A 23,068-nucleotide genomic window follows, 5' to 3' on the forward strand; every position below is an offset into this window, starting at 1 on the left:
TTTTTTAAGTTCTAGATATCTCATAATGAGATAAATATACGGAATTTATGATGTATAAACAATAAAATACGACATTATTTTATTCTAATTACTTAACTAGTAGTTCTTCAAACAATTATTTTTTGTATATTCGGGATAATAACAACTCTAAATCAATGGATTGTGAAAAGCAAAAGAAAACTACTAACTGTATTAATGAGTGTTGGATTTCTAGTTTTAATTACCACACTTTATGCGTTTAAATTAAAAACGAATGAGGAAGAAAGTTATCAACCGCAAACTAAGTGGAAAAACCTCAAAGTACTTCCGCAAAACATTTCAAAAGACAGTTTAGATTATTTAATGGATGGATACACTAGTGCATTAAGTGTTAAATGTAATTACTGCCATGCACCACAAAAAGACAATCCAACAAAATTAGATTTTGCAAGCGATGATAAAATTGAAAAAGAGATTGCTCGTGGAATGATCAAAATGACTAAAGACTTGAACAAAATTTATTTTCAGCCACATTTCCCAGATCCAAAACCGGCTCAAGTGCAGGTTGTTAATTGCGTGATGTGTCATCGAGGAGCTCCAAATCCCGAAAAATATTTAGCAAAAATGAGTACGATGTATAAAACCTATGATCCTGAAAGAGATAATAGAAAAGAGAAAATCTTGAAAGAAATGGGAAAACAGTAATAAATAAAGATGATTTTACTGTTTCCATTTAAGACAATGAATAAAAGTGAAAGGGATTTTAGACAACTACAATTGTAGTTGTCTAAAATCCCTTTTTAATTAAAAGTAATCGAAATATAATTAAATTTTAAAATTGGTGTACTCGATAGGCTATCTCCAGTTTTTATAAGCATTAATCAATCCGTTTGTAGAAGCATCGTGCGACTTTATTACATCATTGTTTTTAAGTTCTGGAAGTACAGTCGAAGCTAATTGTTTACCTAACTCAACACCCCATTGATCAAAACTTAGTATATTCCAAATTATTCCTTGAACGAAAATTTTATGTTCGTAAAGTGCAATGAGTTGGCCTAAAGAGAACGGTGTAATTTCTTTAATTAAAAACGAATTAGTTGGTTTATTTCCTGCAAAAACTTTAAAAGGAATCAATTCGTCAATTTCAGCTTTACTCATCTTCGAATCTTTTAATTCATTTGCTACTTCATCAGCTGATTTACCATTCATAAGTGCTTCCGTTTGTGCGAAAAAATTAGATAGTAAAATAGGATGATGTTCTCCCACGGGATTATGACTTAGTGCAGGAGCTATAAAATCACATGGAATTAAATGTGTTCCCTGATGCACTAATTGATAAAAAGCATGTTGACCATTAGTTCCTGGCTCACCCCAAACAACTGGTCCAGTGCTGTAATTTACTACTTTCCCATTACTGTCTACGTGCTTACCGTTACTTTCCATATTTCCTTGTTGGAAATAAGCTGGGAAACGATGCATATATTGATCATAAGGTAAAATAGCTTCTGTTTCCGCGCCGAAAAAATTGGTGTACCAAATCGCTATCAATGCCATGATTACAGGAACATTAGTTTTAAAATCTTCTTTTTGAAAATGATTGTCTGCAGCTTCAGCACCTTTCAATAACTTTTCAAAATTATCGTAGCCAATTGTAAGCGCAATGGAAAGTCCGATACTACTCCAAATGCTATAACGTCCACCTACCCAATCCCAAAAAACAAACATATTTTCAACGTCGATACCAAAATCCTTCACTCCTTTTTCGTTTGTCGAAAGTGCTATAAAATGTTTAGCAACGAAGTTTTCATCCTGTGCTGATTTTAAAAACCAATCACGCGCTGTAAGAGCGTTGGTCATGGTTTCCTGAGTAGTAAATGTTTTAGATGCAATAGCAAAAAGTGTCTCCTCTGGATCTAAGTTTTTTAATATTTCAACAACTTGTGTTCCATCAACATTAGATACAAAATAAGCTTGTATTCCTTCAATCAAATACGGTTTCAATGCTTCGGTAACCATTACGGGACCAAGATCACTGCCTCCAATTCCAATATTTACTATGTTTTTAATTTTTTTACCAGTATATCCTTTCCATTCTCCGCTGTGAACTTTCTTGCAGAAAGATTTCATTTTTTCACGAGCTTCTCTAACCTCTGGCATAATGTCTTTGCCGTCTACAGTAATCGATTTTTGAGAAAAATTTCGAAGAGCAGTATGTAAAACAGCTCTGTTTTCACTTAAATTAATTTTTTCTCCACTAAACATAGCTTCTCTCGCTACTTTTATTTGCGATTCATCTGCTAATTGAAATAGTAGTTCTATTGTCTTTTCATTAATAATATTTTTTGAATAATCAAAAAGGATATTATCAAATTGAATTGACATTTTATCAAAACGTTGCGGATCTTTTTTAAATAAATCTTTCATCTGAACTTGACTCATTTCAGATTGATGTTTATATAATTCTTTCCAAGCGCTGGTTTCGGTAGGGTTAATCTTTGGTAACATATTTGAATATTTTTTTATTTATTATTTAAAATAGTTTAAAGTGCGACCACTATTTTTTTACGTCATTTCAATTTAGATGCTGCATCAGTATCTATATACCACTGCGTTTTATCTTTATCAGTACTTATTAATCGTGCAGGATGTTCATTTATTGTACCTTCTAAATCTTTCAAAACATGGTAAACTGCTTCCGCTTTGCTTTTGCCATAAATTAGAAAAGCAATAGTTCTCGATTGATTAATAAGTGGAGCAGTCATTGTAATTCGTGACATACTCACTTCTTTTACATAAACGGACTTAACACTGGCGGCTGTTTCTTTAAGGACAGTAGTATGAGGAAAAAGTGATGCTGTATGCGCATTGTCACCAAGACCTAATAGAACAAAATCAAATTCGACTTTTTTATCTCCAAAATGCGATTTTATGCACTTAATGTACTTCGATGCTGCCTCTTCGGGACTATTTGAAGTATCAACTTTGAACACATGAGAATCTTTAATTTTTAAAGTTACGAATAAAGCTTTTTGCACCATCAAAGAATTTCTCTGTGGATCATTTTCGGGAAGAAAACGCTCATCACCAAAGAAGAAAAAAGTTTTGTCCCAATCGATTTTACTCTTAAACTTTTCAGATGCTAGTAATTCATATAATTTTTTTGGAGAATTACCGCCTGCTAAAACAAAGTTGAATTGTCCCCTTTCTGCTATTGCTAATTTTGCTTTAGTACAAATAGCTTCTGCCAAAGCGCTTAACACTTCATTAATGTCATTATAGATATTTATTTCACTCATTATTTTACTTACTTTTTTCTGGAAGGTTAAACCAATGATAGCCATCTCTTGCAATTAGCGCCTCTGCATTTTCTGGTCCCCAAGAGTCAGCTGGATAATTTGGAAAATCGGCTGTTTTACTATTTTCCCAAAAATTAAGCACTGGCATAATTAATTCCCAAGCTTCCTCCACTTGATCTGCACGCATGAAGAGCGTTTGATCTCCAGAAATAATATCTAAGAGCAACGTTTCATACGCTTCTGGCGTTTCTGATTTAGCTACACCAGAATAATCAAAAATCATATTCATTGAATTAAGATTCATCTCGAGACCTGGACTTTTACTTTGCAACTGAAACTGAATAGCCATATCTGGCTGAATACTAATAACTAATCGGTTCTTTTTAGGAGTATTACCTTCTTCACAATGGAAAATATTATGAGGAACTTCTTTGAACTGAATTGTAATTTGAGAAGCCGATTTAAACAGCCTTTTACCTGTACGCAAATAAAAAGGAACACCTTGCCAGCGCCAGTTATCAACATATAGCTTGAGAGCCGCAAAAGTTTCAGTATTGGAATGTGGATCTACATTTTCCTCCTCACGATACCCAATAACTTCCTTGCCTTCGATCCATCCAGGACCATATTGACCTCTAGCAGACATGGAATCAATTTCGCTAGGCACAATTTTACGCATCGCCTTTAAAATATCAACTTTGCGATTGCGAACCTCATCAGCATCAAAGCTTACAGGCGGTTCCATTGCAATAATACAAAGCAGTTGTAGAAGATGATTTTGAATCATATCTCTCAAAATTCCAGCTTGCTCAAAATATTTTCCGCGAGTGCCAATACCTATTTGTTCCGTTACCGAAATCTGAACATGTTCGATATGATTTCTGTTCCATAGTGGCTCCATAATCGAATTAGCAAAACGGAAAGCCATTATATTTTGAACAACCTCTTTACCTAAATAATGGTCAATTCTATAAATCTGATTTTCCTGAAATAAGGTTAACAGTTTTGCATTAAGCGCCTTTGCCGATTCAAGGTCGGTGCCAAATGGTTTTTCGATAACAATTCGAGCAGTTTCAGGACTGTTGTCTAACTTTGCAATTGAAATATTGTGAGCAATGGTACAAAAAAAGTGTGGAGCAACAGCGCAATAATATACCACTGATGGAGTCTCCTCTTCCCACTCCTTTTTGAATTTCTCAATGTAATCACCAAAGGGTTTAAAAGTTGAAGCATTAGTAATATCAGCTGCTTGATGAAATATATTAGATGCAAATTCTGACCACTCTTCTTTTTTTGATTTTCCTTTCCTTGAGAATTCGTTTACTGAAGCAAGTAATTCACCTTTATATTTTACATCAGTCATTTTAGTGGACGATGTCCCAATGATTGCAAATTTCTCGGGTAACCAACCGTCTAAAAATAGATTGTAAAGAGCTGGCATTATTTTTCGTTTCGTCAAATCCCCGGTACCACCGAATATGATAAATATGGTTGACTTTGCTTTTTTATTAGCCGATTTTCGCATAATTGATATGTATTGAAACCTTTATTTTAAGAGATTAAATCGCTTTGTTCTGTTTTGTTATTTGTTTCCCAAATCGTATGAAAGACACCTTCTTTTCCAATTAACTCATAAGTATGCGCTCCAAAATAATCGCGTTGTGCTTGAATAAGATTTGTTGGCATACTGGCACTTCTAAAATTATCAAAATAACTTAAAGATGCAGAAAAAGCAGGACTAGCGATTCCCTGTAAAACAGCATCGGAAACAATAGTACGAATTCCAGATATACATTTTGTTAGGTTATTGTGAATAGAATCATCTAGAAATAAATGTTCTAATTTAGAATCTTTTTGATAAGCTGCAAAAATATCTTCTAGAAAAGCAGATCGTATGATACAACCTCCACGCCATATTTTTGCAATTAGATCTAGATTTAAATCATATTTAAACTCTTCATTAGCTTTAAACAACAGATGCATTCCTTGAGCATAAGCAGAAACCATGGAGAAGTAGAAAGCATTTTCGAGTGCAGTAATGTAGTCCTTTCTTTTATCGTCATATTGCCGGTTGTCATCATTAGGATACATTTTTGACGCTTTAACTCTCAAGTCTTTGTAATGGGAAAGATCTCGCATAGAAACTGAAATATCTACCGTAGGTATAGGACAATTAAGATCCATAGCTGCTTGAGAAGTCCATTTTCCTGTTCCTTTGGCTTTAGCTTGATCGCTAATATAATTCACTAAAGCAACTGACTCTCCTTCATTTTTAAAAGCAAAAATATCACGTGTAATATCTAATAAATAGGATTGCAGTCGGCCTTCGTTCCATATTTTGAATACGTCATGAATTTCTTCATCACTATATTTTAATCCGTTTTTTAAAATTTCATAAGTCTCAGAAATCAATTGCATCAATGCATATTCAATTCCGTTATGAACCATTTTTACAAAATGCCCAGCAGATCGCTCCCCCATATAAGCAACTGTGGCATCTCCATTTACATTTGCAGCAATCTTTTTTAGAATTGGCTCTACTATTTCATACGCTTTTTTATCACCTCCTGGCATCATACTCGGACCTTTACGAGCTCCTTCTTCACCTCCAGAAACACCCATCCCTATGAAATGATATCCTGTTTCCTTCAAAGATATATTTCTACGCTCGGTGTCTGTAAAATGAGAGTTTCCACCATCAATTATAATATCGCCTTTTTCTAGAACTAGTAGTAATTCCTCTATCACATTGTCCACAATCTTTCCCGCAGGTACTAACATCATTACTATTCTTGGACTTTTTAAACTCTTTGCAAAAGTTTTTAAATCTGAAAAACCTTGAATTGTATCTCTCTTTAAATTGTTTAGGCTATCAACTTTATCGGCGCTATTATCATAGCCAGCACAATTGTAACCGTTGTCTGCAATGTTTTGCAATAGATTAGAACCCATTGTACCGAGACCGATCATTCCAAATGCATTTTCGTTATCTAATTTCATATTAGCTTTATGTTTGTGTAAAATTTTCTAGAATCTTTTTAGTTGTTTCAAAATTTTGATTAAGAATCGTATTCATTCCCAGTTTTTTAGCTGCATTTATTAGTATTGGTCGGTCAAAAAAATAAAGACATTAATTGGGGGCAACTTGAGCAATTTCCATTTCTTAATAATCAAAAACCTGTGCTGCTTTCTGGCGCAACTCATATCCCTAACCATTGATCAGCAATACGCCACCAATATCCATAAAGATCACTTTTATTTTCGTTGCATCAAAATCGCTCATAGATTTATTTATTTTTACGTTTTCGATCATCGATACTTTTGATCTATTTTTCATCAGTTTGATTGAATTTTTCAATGCCTTCCGCTTCTGGTTTTTCTGTAGCAACATCGATATTTATTATTGGAATAGTTCTCATACTGTCTTTTTAGTCCGTATAATCGCTTTCTATACTCTGATATTAAAAATTATAAACTTGGAGACTTCTTAATTTGATAAATCAAGATAGTAACGCTCTTGCTTGTTTTACTACATTTTCTATTGAAAAACCGTACTCTTTCATTACTTGTTCCCCAGCTGCGCTTTCGCCAAATTTATCAATTCCAATTACTGCACCATCATCAGTTGTATATTTCATCCATCCTATAGAAGAACCTGCTTCTACTGCTAATCTTTTTCGAATACTTTTCGGAAAAACTGTTTCTACATATGCAGCATTTTGTTTTTCAAACAGATTCCAACTTGGCATACTAACCACACGAGCTTGAATATTATTTTTCTCTAACTCTTTTTGCGCTCCTAAAATCAATTGAACTTCTGAACCACTTGCAATTAAAATTATATCCGGATTACCCTTACAATCTGAAAGTATGTAAGCACCTTTCTGCAAATTTCTGGCACTCGCATATTTCTTCTGATCGATAATTGGAATCGCTTGACGGGTGAGTACAATTGCAACTGGTCCGTCTCTGTGTTCGATAGCAACCCTCCATGCTTGAGCAGTTTCATTAGCGTCTGCAGGACGAATCACAGTCATATTTGGAACGGTTCGCAATCCTACCAATTGCTCCACAGGTTGATGCGTAGTTCCATCTTCTCCTAAAGCAATACTGTCGTGCGTAAAAACCATGATAGAACGAATTTTCATAATCGCTGCTAATCGAAGCGCAGGACGCATGTAATCAGAAAAAATTAAAAAGGTAGCGCCATATGGAACTAGGTAATTACTAAGTGCCATTCCGTTAAGAATTGATCCCATAGCATGCTCACGAATTCCAAAATGGAAATTTCTACCGTCGCTTTTTTGTGCAGAAAAGGATTCAAATTTGTCAAGATTCGTATCTGTAGAGGGCGATAAATCAGCAGATCCTCCAATTAATTGAGGGAAAATTGCAGCGATAGCATTTAAGGTTTTACCAGAAGCTTTTCGTGTAGCCAATTCTTCACTAGCTTCAAAAACGGGAAGAATTTTTTCCCAATTCTCAGGTAATTTTCCAGAACTAATAGCTTCATATTCTTTCGCTAAATCGGGATGACGTTGTTTATATGTTTTATATAATTCATTCCACTCGTCTTCATTTTTAGCTGATCTTTTCCCAGCATTTTGATAAAATTCTAAAACTTCTTCTGGAATTACGAAATTTTTATTTGGATCAAAACCGAAGTTTTCTTTTACTAAACGAACCTCATCTTCCCCTAAAGGAGAACCATGTGCTGCGGCAGTGTTTTGTTTATTTGGACTTCCATAACCAATATGACTACGGACTTTTATTAATGAAGGACGAGTAGTTTCGTTTTGTGCATTTTTAACTGCCTCGGAAATGGATTTTACATCATTAATGTCTGGCAGATTTTGCACATGCCAACCATAGGCTTCAAATCTTTTGGAGACATCCTCATCAAAAGCCAAATCAGTATCTCCTTCTATTGTAATGTGATTACTATCGTAGAAATAAATTACATTTCCCAATCCGAGATGCCCTGCCATCGAAGCTGCTTCTGCAGTTACACCTTCCATCAAATCCCCATCACTACAAATCGTGTAAATTTTGTAATCAAAGATTTTAAAGTCTGGTTGATTGTATCGAGCTGCCATATATTTTTCGGCAATTGCCATTCCTATACCATTTGCAAATCCTTGACCTAGTGGTCCAGTTGTGACTTCTACTCCTGGAGTTAAACCATATTCTGGATGACCTGCAGTGATACTGTGGAGCTGTCGGAAGTTTTTTATATCATTTAGGGATATTTCATAACCCGTTAGATGCAGATAGCTGTATTGCAACATACAAGCGTGTCCGCATGAAAGTATAAAACGATCTCTATTTACCCACTTCGGATTATTAGGATTGTATTTCATTATTTCAGACCATAAAACATGACCTAATGGAGAAAGCGCCATGGGAGTTCCTGGATGACCTGAATTTGCTTTTTGCACTGCATCTGCTGATAATACTCTTACAGTGTCAATGCATTTCTGAATTAATTTATCTGATTCCATATTTTATAAATATTCTTATTATTATTAGTGGACTGCAAAAGGAGAAATGAAAAACGATCATTTCACTTTTGATTTCTATCTATAGTTTTTTTCGAAAAATAAAAACGCAGTTTTAAAATCAGATGTTACTATTTCTGTTTCGAAATTAGGATTGGTTTTATTTCAGAAATTATTGAACGAAATACAGAAATCTAAAATCTTAACACCAACGAAAACCTCTGGATAAAATGTTTTTTAATTTTTAATCTAAAAGTGAATTAGACATAACAAAATCAGGTTATTGTATGAAAAATTGCTATCAATAAATAGGTTAACATTTTGTTACAGTAAGGTACTCACATTCAGAGAAGTGAAATTATAATAAAATCATAAAAATTTTATTTTTTTTATAGAGTCAAAAAATGACTGTTCTACAATATCTTGTGAATGAAAAGCTTAATAATAATAAAAATGAGATATACTTTATTTTGGAAAATGAAATGACTGCGATCTTTTTAAAAAATCTAAAGTAAATAGTACAAAATAACAATCAATTAAATAGTGAAATTATTCTCCCCTTAAATGCTTAAATACAGTATTTAAACATCACTTTTTATCATACTAAAATTGAGTAAAAAAGACGAATTAGCAAAACGATTTAGTAGATATACTATGACTTTAGTTTAAATAGCCAAAACATTCTATATATGAGTACAAAGAAAAATGCAATGCCAAGTTAATTTTTACATTTACAAATATTTAAAAGAACATTGTAAATAATCTATTCCCGGAAAAGACAGCGCTTTAATTAAAACTGATTATCAAATTAAAGATGAGCAACTTCTTATACTTTTAAGTGGACACTTAACTTTATTAAAGTATTTATAAACTTGTTGTATTAATAAATAAATTTAGTTCTATTTGGTATCTATCAAAATTACAGTGATTTAATTTTCATTGGATATGGATTCGCATCGTTTAAAAGTACATACACTTAACTTGATTCCATGTCATATTTTACAAGATTGAAGTTACAAAAAGAAAAACAATCTTGATAGAAAACCAAATTAAAAGCAAATTATAAAAAGGAGTAAAAGCAATGATTAAAACAACAACGCTAATTTTAGTATTATTTATCACAATGATGACAAACGCACAAGAGAAATTCACACAGCAACCCGTACTTACAGGAGCAACGGCAAACGCTATATTGCAGAAAGCTTTTGCGCAAGCAGAAAAAGATGGATTATTTGTTACCATAACTGTAGTCGATAAGTCCGGGCAAACATTAGCAGTCTTGCGTCACCATAATGCAGGAGTTCATACTATTAGAGCCAGTTATAAAAAAGCATATACAGCTTGTTCCCAAAAAAGAGAAACCGCTGAAATTGCTAAAGGATTGAAAGACGGTAGCATTCCGGACGATATTAGATTTCTGGATGAGAACATATTGATGATGGATGGTGGTATTCCTATTTATATTGATGGTGTCGTTGTAGGAGGAATTGGTGTCGGTGGAGCACATGGAAGCGAAGATGTACGTATTGCAAAGGCTGGTTTAGTGGGTCTATAAACACCTAAATAAATATTTATAGTGCATATTACGAAAAAATATTTCGTTTGAATTATTTTAAAATCCTTTGATAATCAGCCCTCACAGCGCATGCCATTTTTTTATTTACTAATTTGTTTAATTTTTTGTTAAAAAACTTAAACAAACCAAATAAATAATTATCTTTGACCATCTTAATTTATTAAAACTTAAAATAAAAACTATGAAATTAGCAAAAACAATTGGAGCATTTGTATTAATGGGAGTAATAACTACTTCTTGCGGAGAGAAAAAAACAGCTGATTCGACAGAGATGGCGGACACTACAGCAGTAGAAATGGACACAATGGCTGTTGCTGAAACAGGAAACATTGTAGACGTAGCTGCAGGAAATGCAGATTTTTCAACTCTAGTAGCAGCGGTTAAAGCAGCAGGATTAGTTGAAACACTAAGCGGAACAGGTCCATTTACAGTATTTGCACCAAACGATGCTGCATTTGCTAAATTACCAGCTGGAACAGTAGATAACCTATTGAAACCAGAAAATTTAGAGAAATTGAAATCTGTTTTAACGTACCACGTTGTTGCAGGGAAATTTGATGCTGCATCAGTAATGGATGCTATCGAAAAAAATAACGGAAAATATACTGTTACAACTGTTCAAGGTGGAAAAATCAACTTGAGCTTAAAAGATGGAAAAGTAATGTTAGAAGATGCTAACGGTGGAATGTCAACAGTAATTCTTGCTGATGTAGCTGCTTCAAACGGAGTAATCCACGCTATTGATACAGTAGTTATGCCTAAATAAGGTTATTATTTATTCTTTAAAAGCCGTTGCACAAAATAGGTGCAACGGCTTTTTTATTTAATTGTGTTTTGCAAAATCTGTTATGACTGTAGTAATGAAAGTAAAATCACTGCCGAATTAAATCTAAGCAGTTACTTCCTCTTCTTTTTCTTCAACAAATTCCATGTGATCTTCGACTTCAACAATTTCAGGTTTTGATGCTTTCAAAGCATTGAACTTTTCTAACTGCTCTAATTCTCCCTCTTCACCTGAAAAATAAGGAAATACATCCATAATAGGAGATTCAGAAATAGCAGGAATTGTATAATCACCCATAGTGCCTTTCATAACTCCAGTCGTATTTTCAAAAGCTTCTTTTACATCATTAGCTTGTATCAATAAATACATACTAGTTTTACGCTCTTTTCCGCTTTCTTCATCGTAAGCTAATAATGAAACTTTAGATTTAAACCAGCGATCAGCATTTTCGAAAGGATGTATTTCCGCATAATTAGCCATTTTTATATTAGTAATTTTAAATTCTTCACTAATGTAAGCTGACATTTCTTCTGTAATTCTGCTTTCTGCTTCTGTATATGATAACGCGTCAACTAAATACGGTTCAGTTGTTATCTTCTGTGCGCCAGTTTCATCAGTTTTTCTATATTTTACTTTGCATTCGTACCAAATTGTGCTCATCTGTCTTTTATTTTAAGGAAGTCAAAGATAGATTTTAATGCTAAAAAAGTGTAACTATTGTAAAATAGATATTCACAATTTGAAAGCAAATCAAAACATGATTTAGAATATTTTTTTAATTAGGTATAAAAAAAATAGCCCTTCAGTGAAGAAAGGCTATTGTATATAATAAACGTAAATTACTAATCAATCAGCGTCACTAATTCTTCTTTACTCTTTCTTACTTTAGCTAAGTTTACCAACCAATCATTTGCAGCGTCTCTATATCCTAAAGGTAAGATTACACAACTTCTCAAACCTTTTGCTCTTAATCCTAAAATTTCATCTAATGCATTCTCATCAAATCCTTCAATAGGTGTGCTATCAACCTCTTCAAAAGCAGCTGCTGCAATCGCTTGTGAAAAAGAAATGTACGCTTGCCTCGCAGCGTGCTGAAAGTTTACTTCAGGATCTCTTTGTGGATAAAGTCCTAAAAGCATCTGACGGTAATTTTCAAAACCTTCATTTTTAAAACCTCTAATTTCATTGGTAAGATCAAACACTTTATTAATACGTTCTGCAGTATAATTATCCCATGCAGCAAATACAAGTAAATGCGAACAGTCAGTTATAACAGACTGCTTCCAACCTATTTCTCTAATTTTTTCTTTAATCTCTTGATTCGTAATCACCATAATTTCAAATGGTTGTAATCCGCTAGAAGTTGGTGCTAATGAGGCTGCCTCAATAATCCTATCTACTTTTTCCTGCGATACTTTTTGTCCATTCATCGCTTTTGCAGCGTAACGCCACTTCAATCTATCTATTAATTCCATTTAGATTTTATTTAATTATTTAATTTTAACTTATAATTCATTTAAATTTTGATGCTATCCCATGCCGCTTGGTAAGCATCTTTTAAAACAGCATCACCCAACTCACATAACTTTCTATTTTCCATGTTCATTAAGAAAGCTAGTGGATAAATTGTGAAGGCATAAAGTAGATATGGTGACAATTCTTTTATAATACCTTGTTGCTTACCCTTTATCCATAGATCAAAAAGAGGAGTTAAAAATGTTAACCCTTTTTGCCTAGTTTGCTCATCAATCATAGGCGTATTATCACATTGCGATAAAAAAGAAGCCTCTTCTTTTTGGTGTAACTTAAAATCAACCATGTTAAACCAAATCTTTTCAAAATTTTCTTTGACCGAGCTATCAGTTAGTAAATTTTTAAAAGCAGCGTCTGTGAAAGACTGTTTAACATCCAGATACAATTGATTCACCATATCTTGCTTGGAGTCAAAATACAGATATATAGTTGCTGGAGAAACATTAGCAAGCTTAGCGACTTTCGCCATCGAAGCTTCTTGAATTCCTCCATTATTAACAAGACATAATGTAGCTTTTAAAAGCGCATCACGTTTCTCAATACTTTTTTGCAGTAATGCCATATTATTTTTTATTAAAATAGATAGTCTTTAATTCCCAAGCTAATGCTATAAACAGAAATTGAAGTGAAAGTCTAACCACAGCTTTAACTTTACTACCTATTACTGGTTGATCTAAAATTACATCCCAAATATGAATAGGTAAAAAGGTAAGTAGAAGTATAAAAAGTGCAACTGACCCAATACCCCGATATTTAGTGAATAAAATTAGAGTACCTATTATAATTTCTACGACACCTGAAATGTAAATTATAGCCAAATCATATTTTAGAAATTTCGTAACGTAAGGGGTAAATAATTCCGGATCAACAAAATGCATCATGCCAGCATAAATCATAAAAAAACTAATTATCACTGAAATTACGGACATAAAAGTAGTAGCAGGTTTTTTCATTGTATTCCATTTAATAGCGCAAAGATAAATTAAAAAAGAATGAACGTTCATAAATAAATTAATTTTAACTTTTAAAGAAAGTAAATCATCTTCCTTAATATTATAATTTTTTGTTTTTAAGGACCTAAGCGATCAAGTTTTTGATTAACATTTGCGCGCTTTTAATTCTCAAATTCAATTTACGAAATTGAAAATAAATTTACTTAATTAACTATAAATCAATAATATAAAAATATTATTAAAGTTATTTATATCTCAAACAAACGCGTAAAATATTGTTAAAATAAAGTTAAAATATTAATTAAACAGTTGTTTAATTTAAACGCTTGTTTAATTTTGTTTTCGAAATAATCCCTCCACCTTGAAAAGTAATTTTAACGATAAACAAATTCAAATTCTCGAAGTTGCTGAGATTCTTTTTTCAGAAAAAGGATTTGACGGAACTTCTATTCGGAATATTGCAAAAGTGGCAAAAATTAATATTGCCATGGTTTCTTATTACTTTGGATCTAAGGAACGACTACTAGAATCACTTATTATTTATAGGACTTCTGATCTAAAAAACCAGTTGGAAAACTTACTACAAGAGGAAATAGAACCTATTGAAAAAGTTAATAAACTTATTGAGTTATACATCAATAGAATTAATAGTAATAGAGGAATATATAGAATTTTACATTTCGAATTTGCTTCGAAAAAGAGAGAGCAAAACTTAAATGCTATTTCTGAACTCAAGAAAGGAAATTTAAAATCTTTAGAGACAATTATTGAGGAAGGTCAGAGAAAAGGTGTTTTTAGAAAGGATATAATTATTCCTCTTATCACTCCTACCATTTTGGGTACTTTTTTTCACTTTCACATGAACAAACCATTCTTCGAGAATTTACTGAATTTAAAAACAGAAAATTTGTACAACAATTATATTGAAACTAATTTGACAAAGCACATTCAACAAACAATTAAAGCACTTCTAATTTATGAAAGTTAGTCAATTCATGCTCTTCGGGATTTTCTTTATCGGAATTTCTACTTTGGAGGCACAAGAAAAAACAAGTTTAACATTGAACGAAGCCATTAATATGGCTTGGAACAAAAGCAACGAAGTTACGCTTGCTAATACGAAAGTAAAAAGTAAGAAATACGAATTGCAGTCAACTAAAAACAATCAATATCCCGATTTAAAACTTTCAGGTCAATATCAAAGATTAGCAAATGCTTCGGTTAATTTTAAAATTAATCAAAATGCCTCTGCCAACCAACAAGCGCTACCGGTCGTCGATCAGTTAATGATAGGTCAATTAAACGCAAGTCTTCCTGTATTTTCTGGTTTTAAAATTCAAAATAGTATTGCAGCTTACGAGAATTTATATCAGGCAGAAATGGCGACTGCTTCGCAAACTAAAGAAGAAATAGCTATCAGAGTTATTGATTATTATGCTAGTCTATATAAAGCACAAAAAACTATCGAACTGCTAAAAGAAAATCAAAAAAGTGCGCAGCAACGCGTAAAAGATTTTATCGAATTAGAAAAAAACGGTATCATTCCCAGAAATGATTTACTAAAATCAAAGTTACAGACTTCAAAAATTCAACTTTCATTAGACGAGTCGAATAACAATTTAAAAATAATCAACTTTTATCTGGTTACGCTTTTAAAATTAAACCCGAACACTAAACTATTCGTTCGCGAGGAGGATTTTGTTGATTTCCAAATGACTAATGTACCCACAAATGAATTACCTGCTCTTGAAAACAGGAAAGATTTAGAAGCGCTTCGATTTCAAGGAAAAGCAAGTGAAGCAAATATTAAAATAGCAAAAGGATCTTACTATCCGGTTATTGCCATTATAGGAGGTTACACAGCGCTTGACCTTCACAATGTCATTGCTGTCAAAAATGCTATGAATATTGGCGTAGGAATTTCTTATGATTTGAGTGCGATTCTTAAAAACGGTACGTTAGTCAAATTAGCAGAAAGTAAATTTGAGGAAGTTCAAAATTCTGAATCTATGCTAACTGATTACATCAAAATACAGGTTAAAAAAGCGATTGAAGATTACGATTTAGCCTTAAAACAAAGTGTAGTTTACGGTGAAGCAGAGGAACAATCTACTGAGAATTATCGGATTGTTAAAGATAAATACGACAACGGTCTCTCAGATACAAATGACTTACTGGAAGCTGATGTAGAACAATTGAGTTCTAAAATTAACAAAGCTTTGGCGAAAGCCAATACAATCCAAAAATACTACGAGTTACTATCCGTAACTGGCCAATTATCACAAACCTTCAACGTTGCTCAAAAATAATTAAGTCCTATGGAAAAGAAGAAAACAAATACAAAATTTATTATTATCCTAGTGTCTTTAGTGGTTTTGGGTGGAAGCTATGGAACATATAAATACCTTCATGCGCAGTCACACGAGGAAACAGATGATGCGCAAATTGAAAAAAATATGAATCCTATTATTCCAAGAGTTTCAGGATATGTTGACAAAGTGTATATCAAGGATAATGATTATGTAAAAAAAGGAGATACCCTTTTTACAATTGATAAAAGAGATTACTTATTAAAAATTGAAGAAGCAAATGCTGCAATGGTTGGTGCTGAAGGTAGTTTTGAAGTTTCAAAAGCTGACATTGGAAGTGCTTTAGCAAGTATTTCGGTTTCTGATGCGAATGTGCAATCTGCTGGCGGAAATATTGAATCGGCAAAAATTAGATTAGATCGTGTTACAAGTGATTACAATCGCTATGACAATTTATATAAAAGTCGCACTATAACAAAGCAACAGTATGAGCAGGCACTTGCAGCAAAACTGGAAGCAGAAAGCCAAGTACGTGTTTTACAACAGCAACAAAGAGCGAGTGCATTTCAAAAATCAGTGATTGTAGCTAAATCTAAAGTTTCTAACAAACAAACTGAAGTGGCTGCAGCCAATATAAAAAGAGCAAAAGCAATGCTTGACGCTGCTAAATTAAATTTAAGTTACACTATAATTACAGCTGCAATTGACGGTCAAGTCTCAAAAATTGATATACAACCAGGTCAACTCGTGCAACCAGGTCAATCATTATTCTACATCATTAATAATAAAGAAGCGTGGGTAATTGCTAATTTCAAAGAAACCCAATTGAACAAAATGATCATTGGACAGAAAGTAACTGTCAAAGTCGATGCCTATCCAGGTTATGATTTTGAAGGAACAATCACTTCTTTTTCTCCTGCAACTGGTTCTCGTTTTTCATTATTACCTCCTGATAATGCAACAGGAAATTTTGTTAAAACAATACAGAGACTACCCGTTAAAATAAACTTGAATAGCGCAAATGATCCTGAAAAAATAAAATTATTACGTGCAGGAATGAACGTTGATGTAGATGTGCACTTAGATTAAAATAATAGTTGGCGTTTTCAAAAGAGCCAAAATGATTTATTATTCAATAAAATTACAGTTTAGAATTTAGTATAAAGATGGCAGAAAACGGAGATGATGATTTAGTAGAATATGGCTTTAGAAGAGTCATAATAACCATTACGGCCGTACTTTGCGCTATGCTTGAAATTGTAGATACTACAATTGTAAATGTAGCTCTAAATAATATGCGTGGTAGCCTTGGTGCGTCTCTAACTGATGTAGCTTGGGTTATTACTGCTTACGCAATTGCAAACGTAATTGTAATTCCAATGACGAGTTGGCTTTCGCAGCAATTTGGACGCCGAAACTATTTCGCAGCTTCAATAATAATCTTTACAGTTGCATCTTTTTTATGCGGTAATGCAGATAATATTTGGGAGTTAGTTGCTTTTAGATTCGTTCAAGGACTTGGTGGTGGTGCGTTATTAGTAACAGCACAAACCATAATCACTGAGAGTTACCCAATGGCAAAACGTGGAATGGCTCAAGCTATCTACGGAATGGGTGTAATCGTGGGTCCTACCCTTGGTCCGCCATTAGGAGGTTATATTGTGGATCACTTTTCATGGCCCTATATATTTTACATCAACATTCCTCTGGGAATTATAGCGACTTTACTAACGCTATCTTTTGTCAAAAGTCCTAATTACGGTGCTAAGCTAAAAGCAAGTCAAGTGGATTGGTGGGGAATAATTCTCTTGTCGTCATTTATTGGTTCGCTTCAATATGTTTTAGAGCATGGTCAACAAGACGATTGGTTTAATGATATGATCATAGTGGCTTTGAGTGTTATAACCGTTTTTGGCTTGATTCTTTTTATATGGAGAGAACTTACATACGAGCATCCTATTGTTAATTTAAGAGTTTTAAAGGACACTAACTTAAGAGTTGGAACTATTATGTGTTTCATACTTGGTTTCGGCTTGTATGGATCTACATTTATTATTCCTATTTACACACAGTCCGTATTAGGTTGGAGTGCTTTAGATGCAGGTTTACTTTTAATTCCAAGTTCTATTACTACCGGAATTATGATGCCTTTCATAGGTAAAATGATTCAGCGTGGTGTTCCACAGACGTACATGGTAGCAGCAGGATTTCTTGCATTTTTCTTATTTACTTTTTGGATGCAAAACGTTATCACACCAGATTCAGGTGAAGAGCATATGTTTTGGCCGCTAATATTAAGAGGAATTGGATTAGGTTTACTTTTTGTGCCAATTACTACACTTTCACTATCAACTTTAAAAGGAAAAAGTATTGGTGAAGGAGCAGCTTTTACTGGAATGATGCGCCAACTAGGAGGATCATTCGGAATTGCTATTATTACAACTTTCTTAGCGAGATTCAATCAAGAGCATCGCGTAAATCTAATTGCGCATCTTGACAAAACCTCATTTGAAGTACAAAAAACGATTCAGCAATTACAGTTAGGTTTTATGTCTAAAGGGTATTCGACAAATGAGTCACTGGCAAAAGCCTATAAAGCAATCGATTTAAAAGTGACTTTGCAAAGCGCAGTTTTATCGTATATGGATATATTTTTATATCTAGGCGCGCTATTTTTATTGTGTATTCCTTTCATACTGTTAATTAAGAAAGGAAAAAACAAAATCAACCCTGCAGATGCAATGCATTAATATAGGTTTCAGCTTGTCTGAAAAAGTTTTTCTTTCTCTGAAAGTGTAAAATAAATTTCACAATCGACATAGTTTAAAATTAATTGCCACTAAATTTTAATTCTAAAAGAGTTTTAAATTTTAGTGGCAATTTAATTTTATATAAAAAACTTATCTTATGAAAACTAACTGATTGCCTTCAGATAAATTAGAATCGAACTGGTATCCGTCGTAATTAAAGCCTTTTAAGTCTTCGATAGTTTCAGCGCTTGTATCGATTATGTAACGCACCATCATTCCTCTCGCTTTTTTAGCATAGAAACTAATAATCTTTAGTTTTCCATCCTTATAGTCTTTAAATTCAGGAGTAATCACTGGAACTTTTAAAGTTTTCACATCGATAGCTGAGAAGTATTCGTTACTAGCTAAATTTACAAATAACTCATCATCTTTAAGTTCTTGATTTAAGGCAGCCGTAATTGTAGGTTTCCAAAAATGATATAAATTCTGATTTTCACCAATGGGCAATTTTGTTCCCATTTCTAAACGATACGCTTGCATTAAATCAAGTGGCTTCAAAAAGCCATATAATCCTGAAAGTATTCTCAAACGATCTTGTAAAGCATCAATTTTATTTGCTGGAATTGTGTAAGCATCTAATCCAGTATACACATCACCATCAAATGTGTAAACTGCTGGACGAGCATTTGCGCTGGTAAATGGAGTATTCCAATCTTGATTTCGCTTCCAATTCAAGTCGGCTAATTTATCAGAAATACTCATTAACTCTGATAATTCTGGTGGACTCTTCTCTTTTAAAACTTTTTGAACTTGTCTTGATTCCTTTAGGAATAAAGATTCTGTATGCAATTTTGTTGGTAATTCTTTATCGAAATTTAAGGACTTAGCTGGTGATATAACAATTTTCATAATAGATAGTCTTTTAGTTCTTTTTATTAGTTTTATCAAAAGTACAAATTGAAAATAAGAAATCTTGATCATAGACATTGATTTCTTTAATAGCCTGATAGACAACTTAAATTGATTCGAGATTTATTTATGTATTTTTAAATTTAATTAGTAAACAAGTTAACTATATATCAAATCGCATAAAAATAGTTAATGTTTTAGTTACAGAAATAGAGAATATAAAAAAATTATATCTTGCCGATTTCATTAAAACTGTTAAAGAGTTGAATACTGCGACAAATCTTATATCGGAATTTAAATAGACAATCTGTTACTGCATTTAAATTTTTCATCCTATACCATGACAAATTTTAGCTTATTTTTGTCTTAAATTATTTTTTTAAATTATGAAAGAGGACGTAATAATTGTAGGTGCTGGAATTGCTGGATTAACTGCTGCGGTCCATTTGCATCGCGCTGGTAGAAAAGTTCTTGTTCTAGAAGAAAGCGAACGTGCTGGCGGAAGAATAAAAACGGACTTGCATGAAGGTTTTCTGCTCGACAGAGGTTTTCAAGTCCTTTTAACTGCTTATCCAGAGACGAAATCCTTACTAAATTATTCGACCTTAAATTTAAAAAAAATGCTGCCTGGAGCGACAGTTCTCTATGACGGCGGACAGTTTGAAATTGCAGATCCTTTCCGTAGACCGTCAGCAGCGTTAGCCACTCTTTTTGCTCCGGTAGGAACATTGAAAGATAAAATAAATACACTTTGGTTAAAAAATCGATTACAAAAGCTATCTATAGATGCTATTTTCGAACAACCTGAACAAACAACAAGCAAGCAACTTATAGAATACGGTTTTAGTCCAAAAATGATTGAGCGCTTTTACGCACCTTTTATGTCTGGAATATTTTTAGAAAATAAATTAGATACTAGTAGAAGAATGTTTGATTTTGTAATGAAAATGTTTTCTGATGGAGATGTCGCTATTCCTGAATTAGGTATGGAAGAAATTCCGAAGCAATTAGTTACCATGCTTCCAATAAACACCGTTCGATGCAATACTAAAGTAACTGCAATTGAAGGTAATAAAATTATTATCGCAGATGGAACTATTCTTGAAGCGAACCAAATCCTTTTAGCTACCGAAGCTAATCAATTGACCCATAACTTTAGTCCAAAGCAAAAAATGACGTCACACCAGGTGACTAATATTTATTTTGAGGCCACAGAAGCACCAACAAAAAAGGCTGTTGTAGTACTAAATGCATCAAAACAAAAAAAGTTTGTAAATAACTTGACTGTGATTTCTATCGTTTCTAAAGCCTATGCGCCAGCAGGGAAAGTACTTATTTCAGTTTCTTATAATGGAAAACCAGCTTTTGATGATGCAACTTTAGCTCAAAATATGAAGCAGGAATTAAAACAGTGGTACGGCGAAAAAGTAGATAGTTGGAAAATGTTAAAAGGGTATCGAATAGAATATGCGCTTCCCACTCAACAAACTGTTAGGAATGAAATTTCAGCTGAAGAGATTAAGATCTCGGATGTACTTTATATTTGTGGAGACAATCTTTTAAATGGTTCTATTAACGCCGCGATGAAGACAGGTAGATTAGCAGCAGAAGCAATGAAGCAATAGTTCAAATATTTTAGATAATTGAAACTTCTTATTTTTAAAGGGCAGCAAAATCATTTAATAATAAGAAGCTTTTTTTATTAATCAATTACGATTTTGTATGTTGGATCTTCTAATATGTTTACGTCTATAATTTGGTCTGCATTTTTAAGTAAAGCTTTACAGTCAGAACTTAAATGTTGCAAATGCACCTTTTTATTAAGCTTAGCGTATTTTTCGGTAATTTTATTGACTGCGTCTATTGCACTCATATCGGTTATTTTACTTTCTTTAAAGTCAATTATAACTTCTACTGGATCGTTATAAACATCAAATTTTTCTAAAAAAGCAGTAGTTGAGGCAAAGAATAAGGGACCATAAATTTCGTAGTGCTTTACTCCTTTCTCGTCGATATATTTTTTAGCTCGAATTCGTTTAGCACTTTCCCAAGCAAATACTAGCGCCGAAATTACCACTCCAATTAAAACTGCTAAAGCCAAATTATGCAAGAGTATCGTTATAACTGCTACCAGCACTCCAACAAATATATCGTGCTTCGGCATCTTATTTATAATTCGGAAACTTGCCCATTCAAAAGTTCCAATCGCAACCATAAACATTACGCCAACTAAAGCTGCCATAGGCAATCGCTCAATAACTCGCGCTCCAAATAAGATGATTATCAATATTGTTAAAGCAGCAATTATTCCTGACAAACGGGCTCTTGAACCTGCTGATAGATTCACTAAAGTTTGTGCAATCATAGGACAACCGCCCATTCCGAAGAAAAATCCATTGAGAATATTAGAACTTCCTTGAGCAATACACTCTCTGTTACCATTTCCTTTTGTCTCTGTAATTTCATCTACTAGAGTTAATGTAAGCAATCCTTCCGTTAAACCTACAGATGCCATTATCAATGCGTATGGAAATATAACTTGTAGCATTTCTACATTTAGCGCCACATTAGGAATATGAAATGGAGGAAAACCTCCGCTAATCGATGCAATGTCGCGCACTGTTTTAGTTTCGATTCCAAAGAAAAAGACAAGTGCAAATACAATTATAATTGCCACTAATGAGGCAGGTAAAGCTTTTGTAATTTTAGGTAATAAAACTATTATTGCAATTGTCAAAATTACTAAACCAGCCATTATCATGAAAGGAGTTCCAGTCAGCCATTCCGTATTTCCATTGACGACGACTTTAAATTGTTCTAACTGAGACATAAAAATGATTACTGCTAAACCATTTACAAAACCAAACATAACAGGCTGTGGTACTAAGCGAATAAATTTTCCCAGCTTAAAAATACCAACTAAAATTTGTAAAATTCCGGCTAAAACAACTGCAGCGAAAACATATTCTAATCCATGAGATTTCATTAAAGCTATTAAAACAATAACCGTAGCACCTGCACCTCCAGATATCATACCAGGTCTACCACCAAATATTGCTGTTACTAAACCCGCAATAAAAGCTGCATACAAACCCATCAAAGGCGGAAAACCCGCTAGTATTGCAAATGACAGCGATTCTGGAATCATAGTCATAGCAACCGTTAAACCTGCCAGAATTTCTGTTCGAAAATTGACTTTTTGAGAAAAATCAAATAAATTAAATACTTTTTTCATATGATAATTAAAAATGTCCAATAATTTAACAAACAGAAAAACTTTCGAAATACATTAGAAAAATTAGCTGAAATGAAGATCATTAATCATGGTTAAACCCAATACTCAAACTGTTTTTATTGGAAGTGCAAAACTAAAACTTTTAAATGCGTTCTCCTAATCGATATAATGGAGTTGCTATAGACCTTTTAGAATATTGAATACTATTATCCAATATCAATAAAGCACTAAATGACACGCTTTTTA

At 33.1% G+C, this 23,068-nt stretch carries 20 protein-coding genes; 8 read left to right on the plus strand and 12 right to left on the minus strand.

The window, feature by feature from the left end; all coding sequences use genetic code 11:
• The first annotated feature begins 162 nt into the window (after positions 1-162).
• Positions 163-684: a c-type cytochrome gene (locus RCH19_RS03550; protein WP_343022061.1), complete on the plus strand. Its 522-nt coding sequence runs from the start codon at positions 163-165 to the stop codon at positions 682-684.
• A 150-nt stretch (positions 685-834) separates the two neighbouring features.
• On the opposite strand, the gene pgi is transcribed toward RCH19_RS03550, so the two are convergent.
• The 6 genes from pgi to tkt form a co-directional block, all read right to left on the minus strand.
• Entirely contained in the window at positions 835-2,484 is a 1,650-nt protein-coding gene (pgi, locus tag RCH19_RS03555) for a glucose-6-phosphate isomerase (protein ID WP_343022062.1), read from the minus strand.
• A 62-nt stretch (positions 2,485-2,546) separates the two neighbouring features.
• On the minus strand, positions 2,547-3,275 hold the full coding sequence (gene pgl / locus RCH19_RS03560; protein ID WP_343022063.1) for a 6-phosphogluconolactonase: 729 nt from the start codon (positions 3,273-3,275) through the stop codon (positions 2,547-2,549).
• Between the two features lie 4 nt (positions 3,276-3,279).
• Entirely contained in the window at positions 3,280-4,800 is a 1,521-nt protein-coding gene (gene zwf / locus RCH19_RS03565) for a glucose-6-phosphate dehydrogenase (protein WP_343022064.1), read from the minus strand.
• Positions 4,801-4,826: 26 nt separating this feature from the next.
• Positions 4,827-6,275, minus strand: coding sequence for an NADP-dependent phosphogluconate dehydrogenase (gene gndA, locus RCH19_RS03570; protein WP_343022065.1), 1,449 nt, complete (start codon positions 6,273-6,275; stop codon positions 4,827-4,829).
• Positions 6,276-6,483: 208 nt separating this feature from the next.
• Positions 6,484-6,612, minus strand: a complete 129-nt coding sequence (locus RCH19_RS03575; RefSeq protein WP_343022066.1) for a hypothetical protein — start codon at positions 6,610-6,612, stop codon at positions 6,484-6,486.
• Positions 6,613-6,775: 163 nt separating this feature from the next.
• Complete coding sequence (tkt, locus tag RCH19_RS03580) at positions 6,776-8,776, minus strand: transketolase (protein ID WP_343022067.1); 2,001 nt, start codon at positions 8,774-8,776, stop codon at positions 6,776-6,778.
• 1,078 nt (positions 8,777-9,854) lie between these two features.
• On the opposite strand from tkt, the gene RCH19_RS03585 reads away from it, so the two are divergent.
• Positions 9,855-10,328, plus strand: a complete 474-nt coding sequence (locus tag RCH19_RS03585) for a heme-binding protein (RefSeq protein ID WP_343022068.1) — start codon at positions 9,855-9,857, stop codon at positions 10,326-10,328.
• Positions 10,329-10,530: 202 nt separating this feature from the next.
• The gene (locus tag RCH19_RS03590) at positions 10,531-11,115 is read left to right on the plus strand and encodes a fasciclin domain-containing protein (RefSeq protein WP_121925530.1); all 585 of its coding nucleotides are present in this window, start codon (positions 10,531-10,533) and stop codon (positions 11,113-11,115) included.
• Between the two features lie 123 nt (positions 11,116-11,238).
• On the opposite strand, the gene RCH19_RS03595 is transcribed toward RCH19_RS03590, so the two are convergent.
• The 4 genes from RCH19_RS03595 to RCH19_RS03610 form a co-directional block, all read right to left on the minus strand.
• Positions 11,239-11,793, minus strand: coding sequence for a DUF4494 domain-containing protein (locus RCH19_RS03595; protein WP_343022069.1), 555 nt, complete (start codon positions 11,791-11,793; stop codon positions 11,239-11,241).
• Positions 11,794-11,975: 182 nt separating this feature from the next.
• Complete coding sequence (locus RCH19_RS03600; protein ID WP_121925532.1) at positions 11,976-12,608, minus strand: nitroreductase family protein; 633 nt, start codon at positions 12,606-12,608, stop codon at positions 11,976-11,978.
• Positions 12,609-12,649: 41 nt separating this feature from the next.
• Positions 12,650-13,228, minus strand: coding sequence for a TetR/AcrR family transcriptional regulator (locus RCH19_RS03605; protein ID WP_121925533.1), 579 nt, complete (start codon positions 13,226-13,228; stop codon positions 12,650-12,652).
• A 1-nt stretch (position 13,229) separates the two neighbouring features.
• Positions 13,230-13,619, minus strand: coding sequence for a hypothetical protein (locus RCH19_RS03610; protein ID WP_343022070.1), 390 nt, complete (start codon positions 13,617-13,619; stop codon positions 13,230-13,232).
• A 361-nt stretch (positions 13,620-13,980) separates the two neighbouring features.
• Here RCH19_RS03610 and RCH19_RS03615 point away from each other — a divergent pair, with 361 nt between their 5' ends.
• The 4 genes from RCH19_RS03615 to RCH19_RS03630 all read left to right on the plus strand — a co-directional run bounded on the left by RCH19_RS03615 (position 13,981) and on the right by RCH19_RS03630 (position 18,678).
• A complete protein-coding gene (locus RCH19_RS03615) occupies positions 13,981-14,607 on the plus strand; it encodes a TetR family transcriptional regulator (protein ID WP_343022071.1) in 627 nt (208 codons plus the stop codon).
• A complete protein-coding gene (locus tag RCH19_RS03620) occupies positions 14,597-15,928 on the plus strand; it encodes a TolC family protein (protein WP_343022072.1) in 1,332 nt (443 codons plus the stop codon). The genes RCH19_RS03615 and RCH19_RS03620 overlap by 11 nt, the downstream gene beginning before the upstream one ends.
• Before the next feature lie 9 nt (positions 15,929-15,937).
• Complete coding sequence (locus tag RCH19_RS03625) at positions 15,938-17,017, plus strand: HlyD family secretion protein (RefSeq protein WP_343022073.1); 1,080 nt, start codon at positions 15,938-15,940, stop codon at positions 17,015-17,017.
• Between the two features lie 77 nt (positions 17,018-17,094).
• Positions 17,095-18,678 (plus strand): DHA2 family efflux MFS transporter permease subunit, encoded by a 1,584-nt coding sequence (locus RCH19_RS03630; protein ID WP_343022074.1) that lies wholly within the window; start codon positions 17,095-17,097, stop codon positions 18,676-18,678.
• 150 nt (positions 18,679-18,828) lie between these two features.
• On the opposite strand, the gene yaaA is transcribed toward RCH19_RS03630, so the two are convergent.
• On the minus strand, positions 18,829-19,587 hold the full coding sequence (yaaA, locus tag RCH19_RS03635; protein WP_343022075.1) for a peroxide stress protein YaaA: 759 nt from the start codon (positions 19,585-19,587) through the stop codon (positions 18,829-18,831).
• A gap of 386 nt (positions 19,588-19,973) precedes the next feature.
• On the opposite strand from yaaA, the gene RCH19_RS03640 reads away from it, so the two are divergent.
• A complete protein-coding gene (locus RCH19_RS03640) occupies positions 19,974-21,212 on the plus strand; it encodes an NAD(P)/FAD-dependent oxidoreductase (RefSeq protein WP_343022076.1) in 1,239 nt (412 codons plus the stop codon).
• A gap of 77 nt (positions 21,213-21,289) precedes the next feature.
• Here the strand turns inward: RCH19_RS03640 and RCH19_RS03645 are convergent, their stop codons facing one another.
• Positions 21,290-22,822, minus strand: coding sequence for a SulP family inorganic anion transporter (locus RCH19_RS03645; protein WP_343022077.1), 1,533 nt, complete (start codon positions 22,820-22,822; stop codon positions 21,290-21,292).
• Between the last annotated feature and the right edge of the window lie 246 nt (positions 22,823-23,068).

Source organism: Flavobacterium sp. PL12, from assembly GCF_039123485.1.
Taxonomy (GTDB): Bacteria; Bacteroidota; Bacteroidia; order Flavobacteriales; family Flavobacteriaceae; genus Flavobacterium; species Flavobacterium weaverense.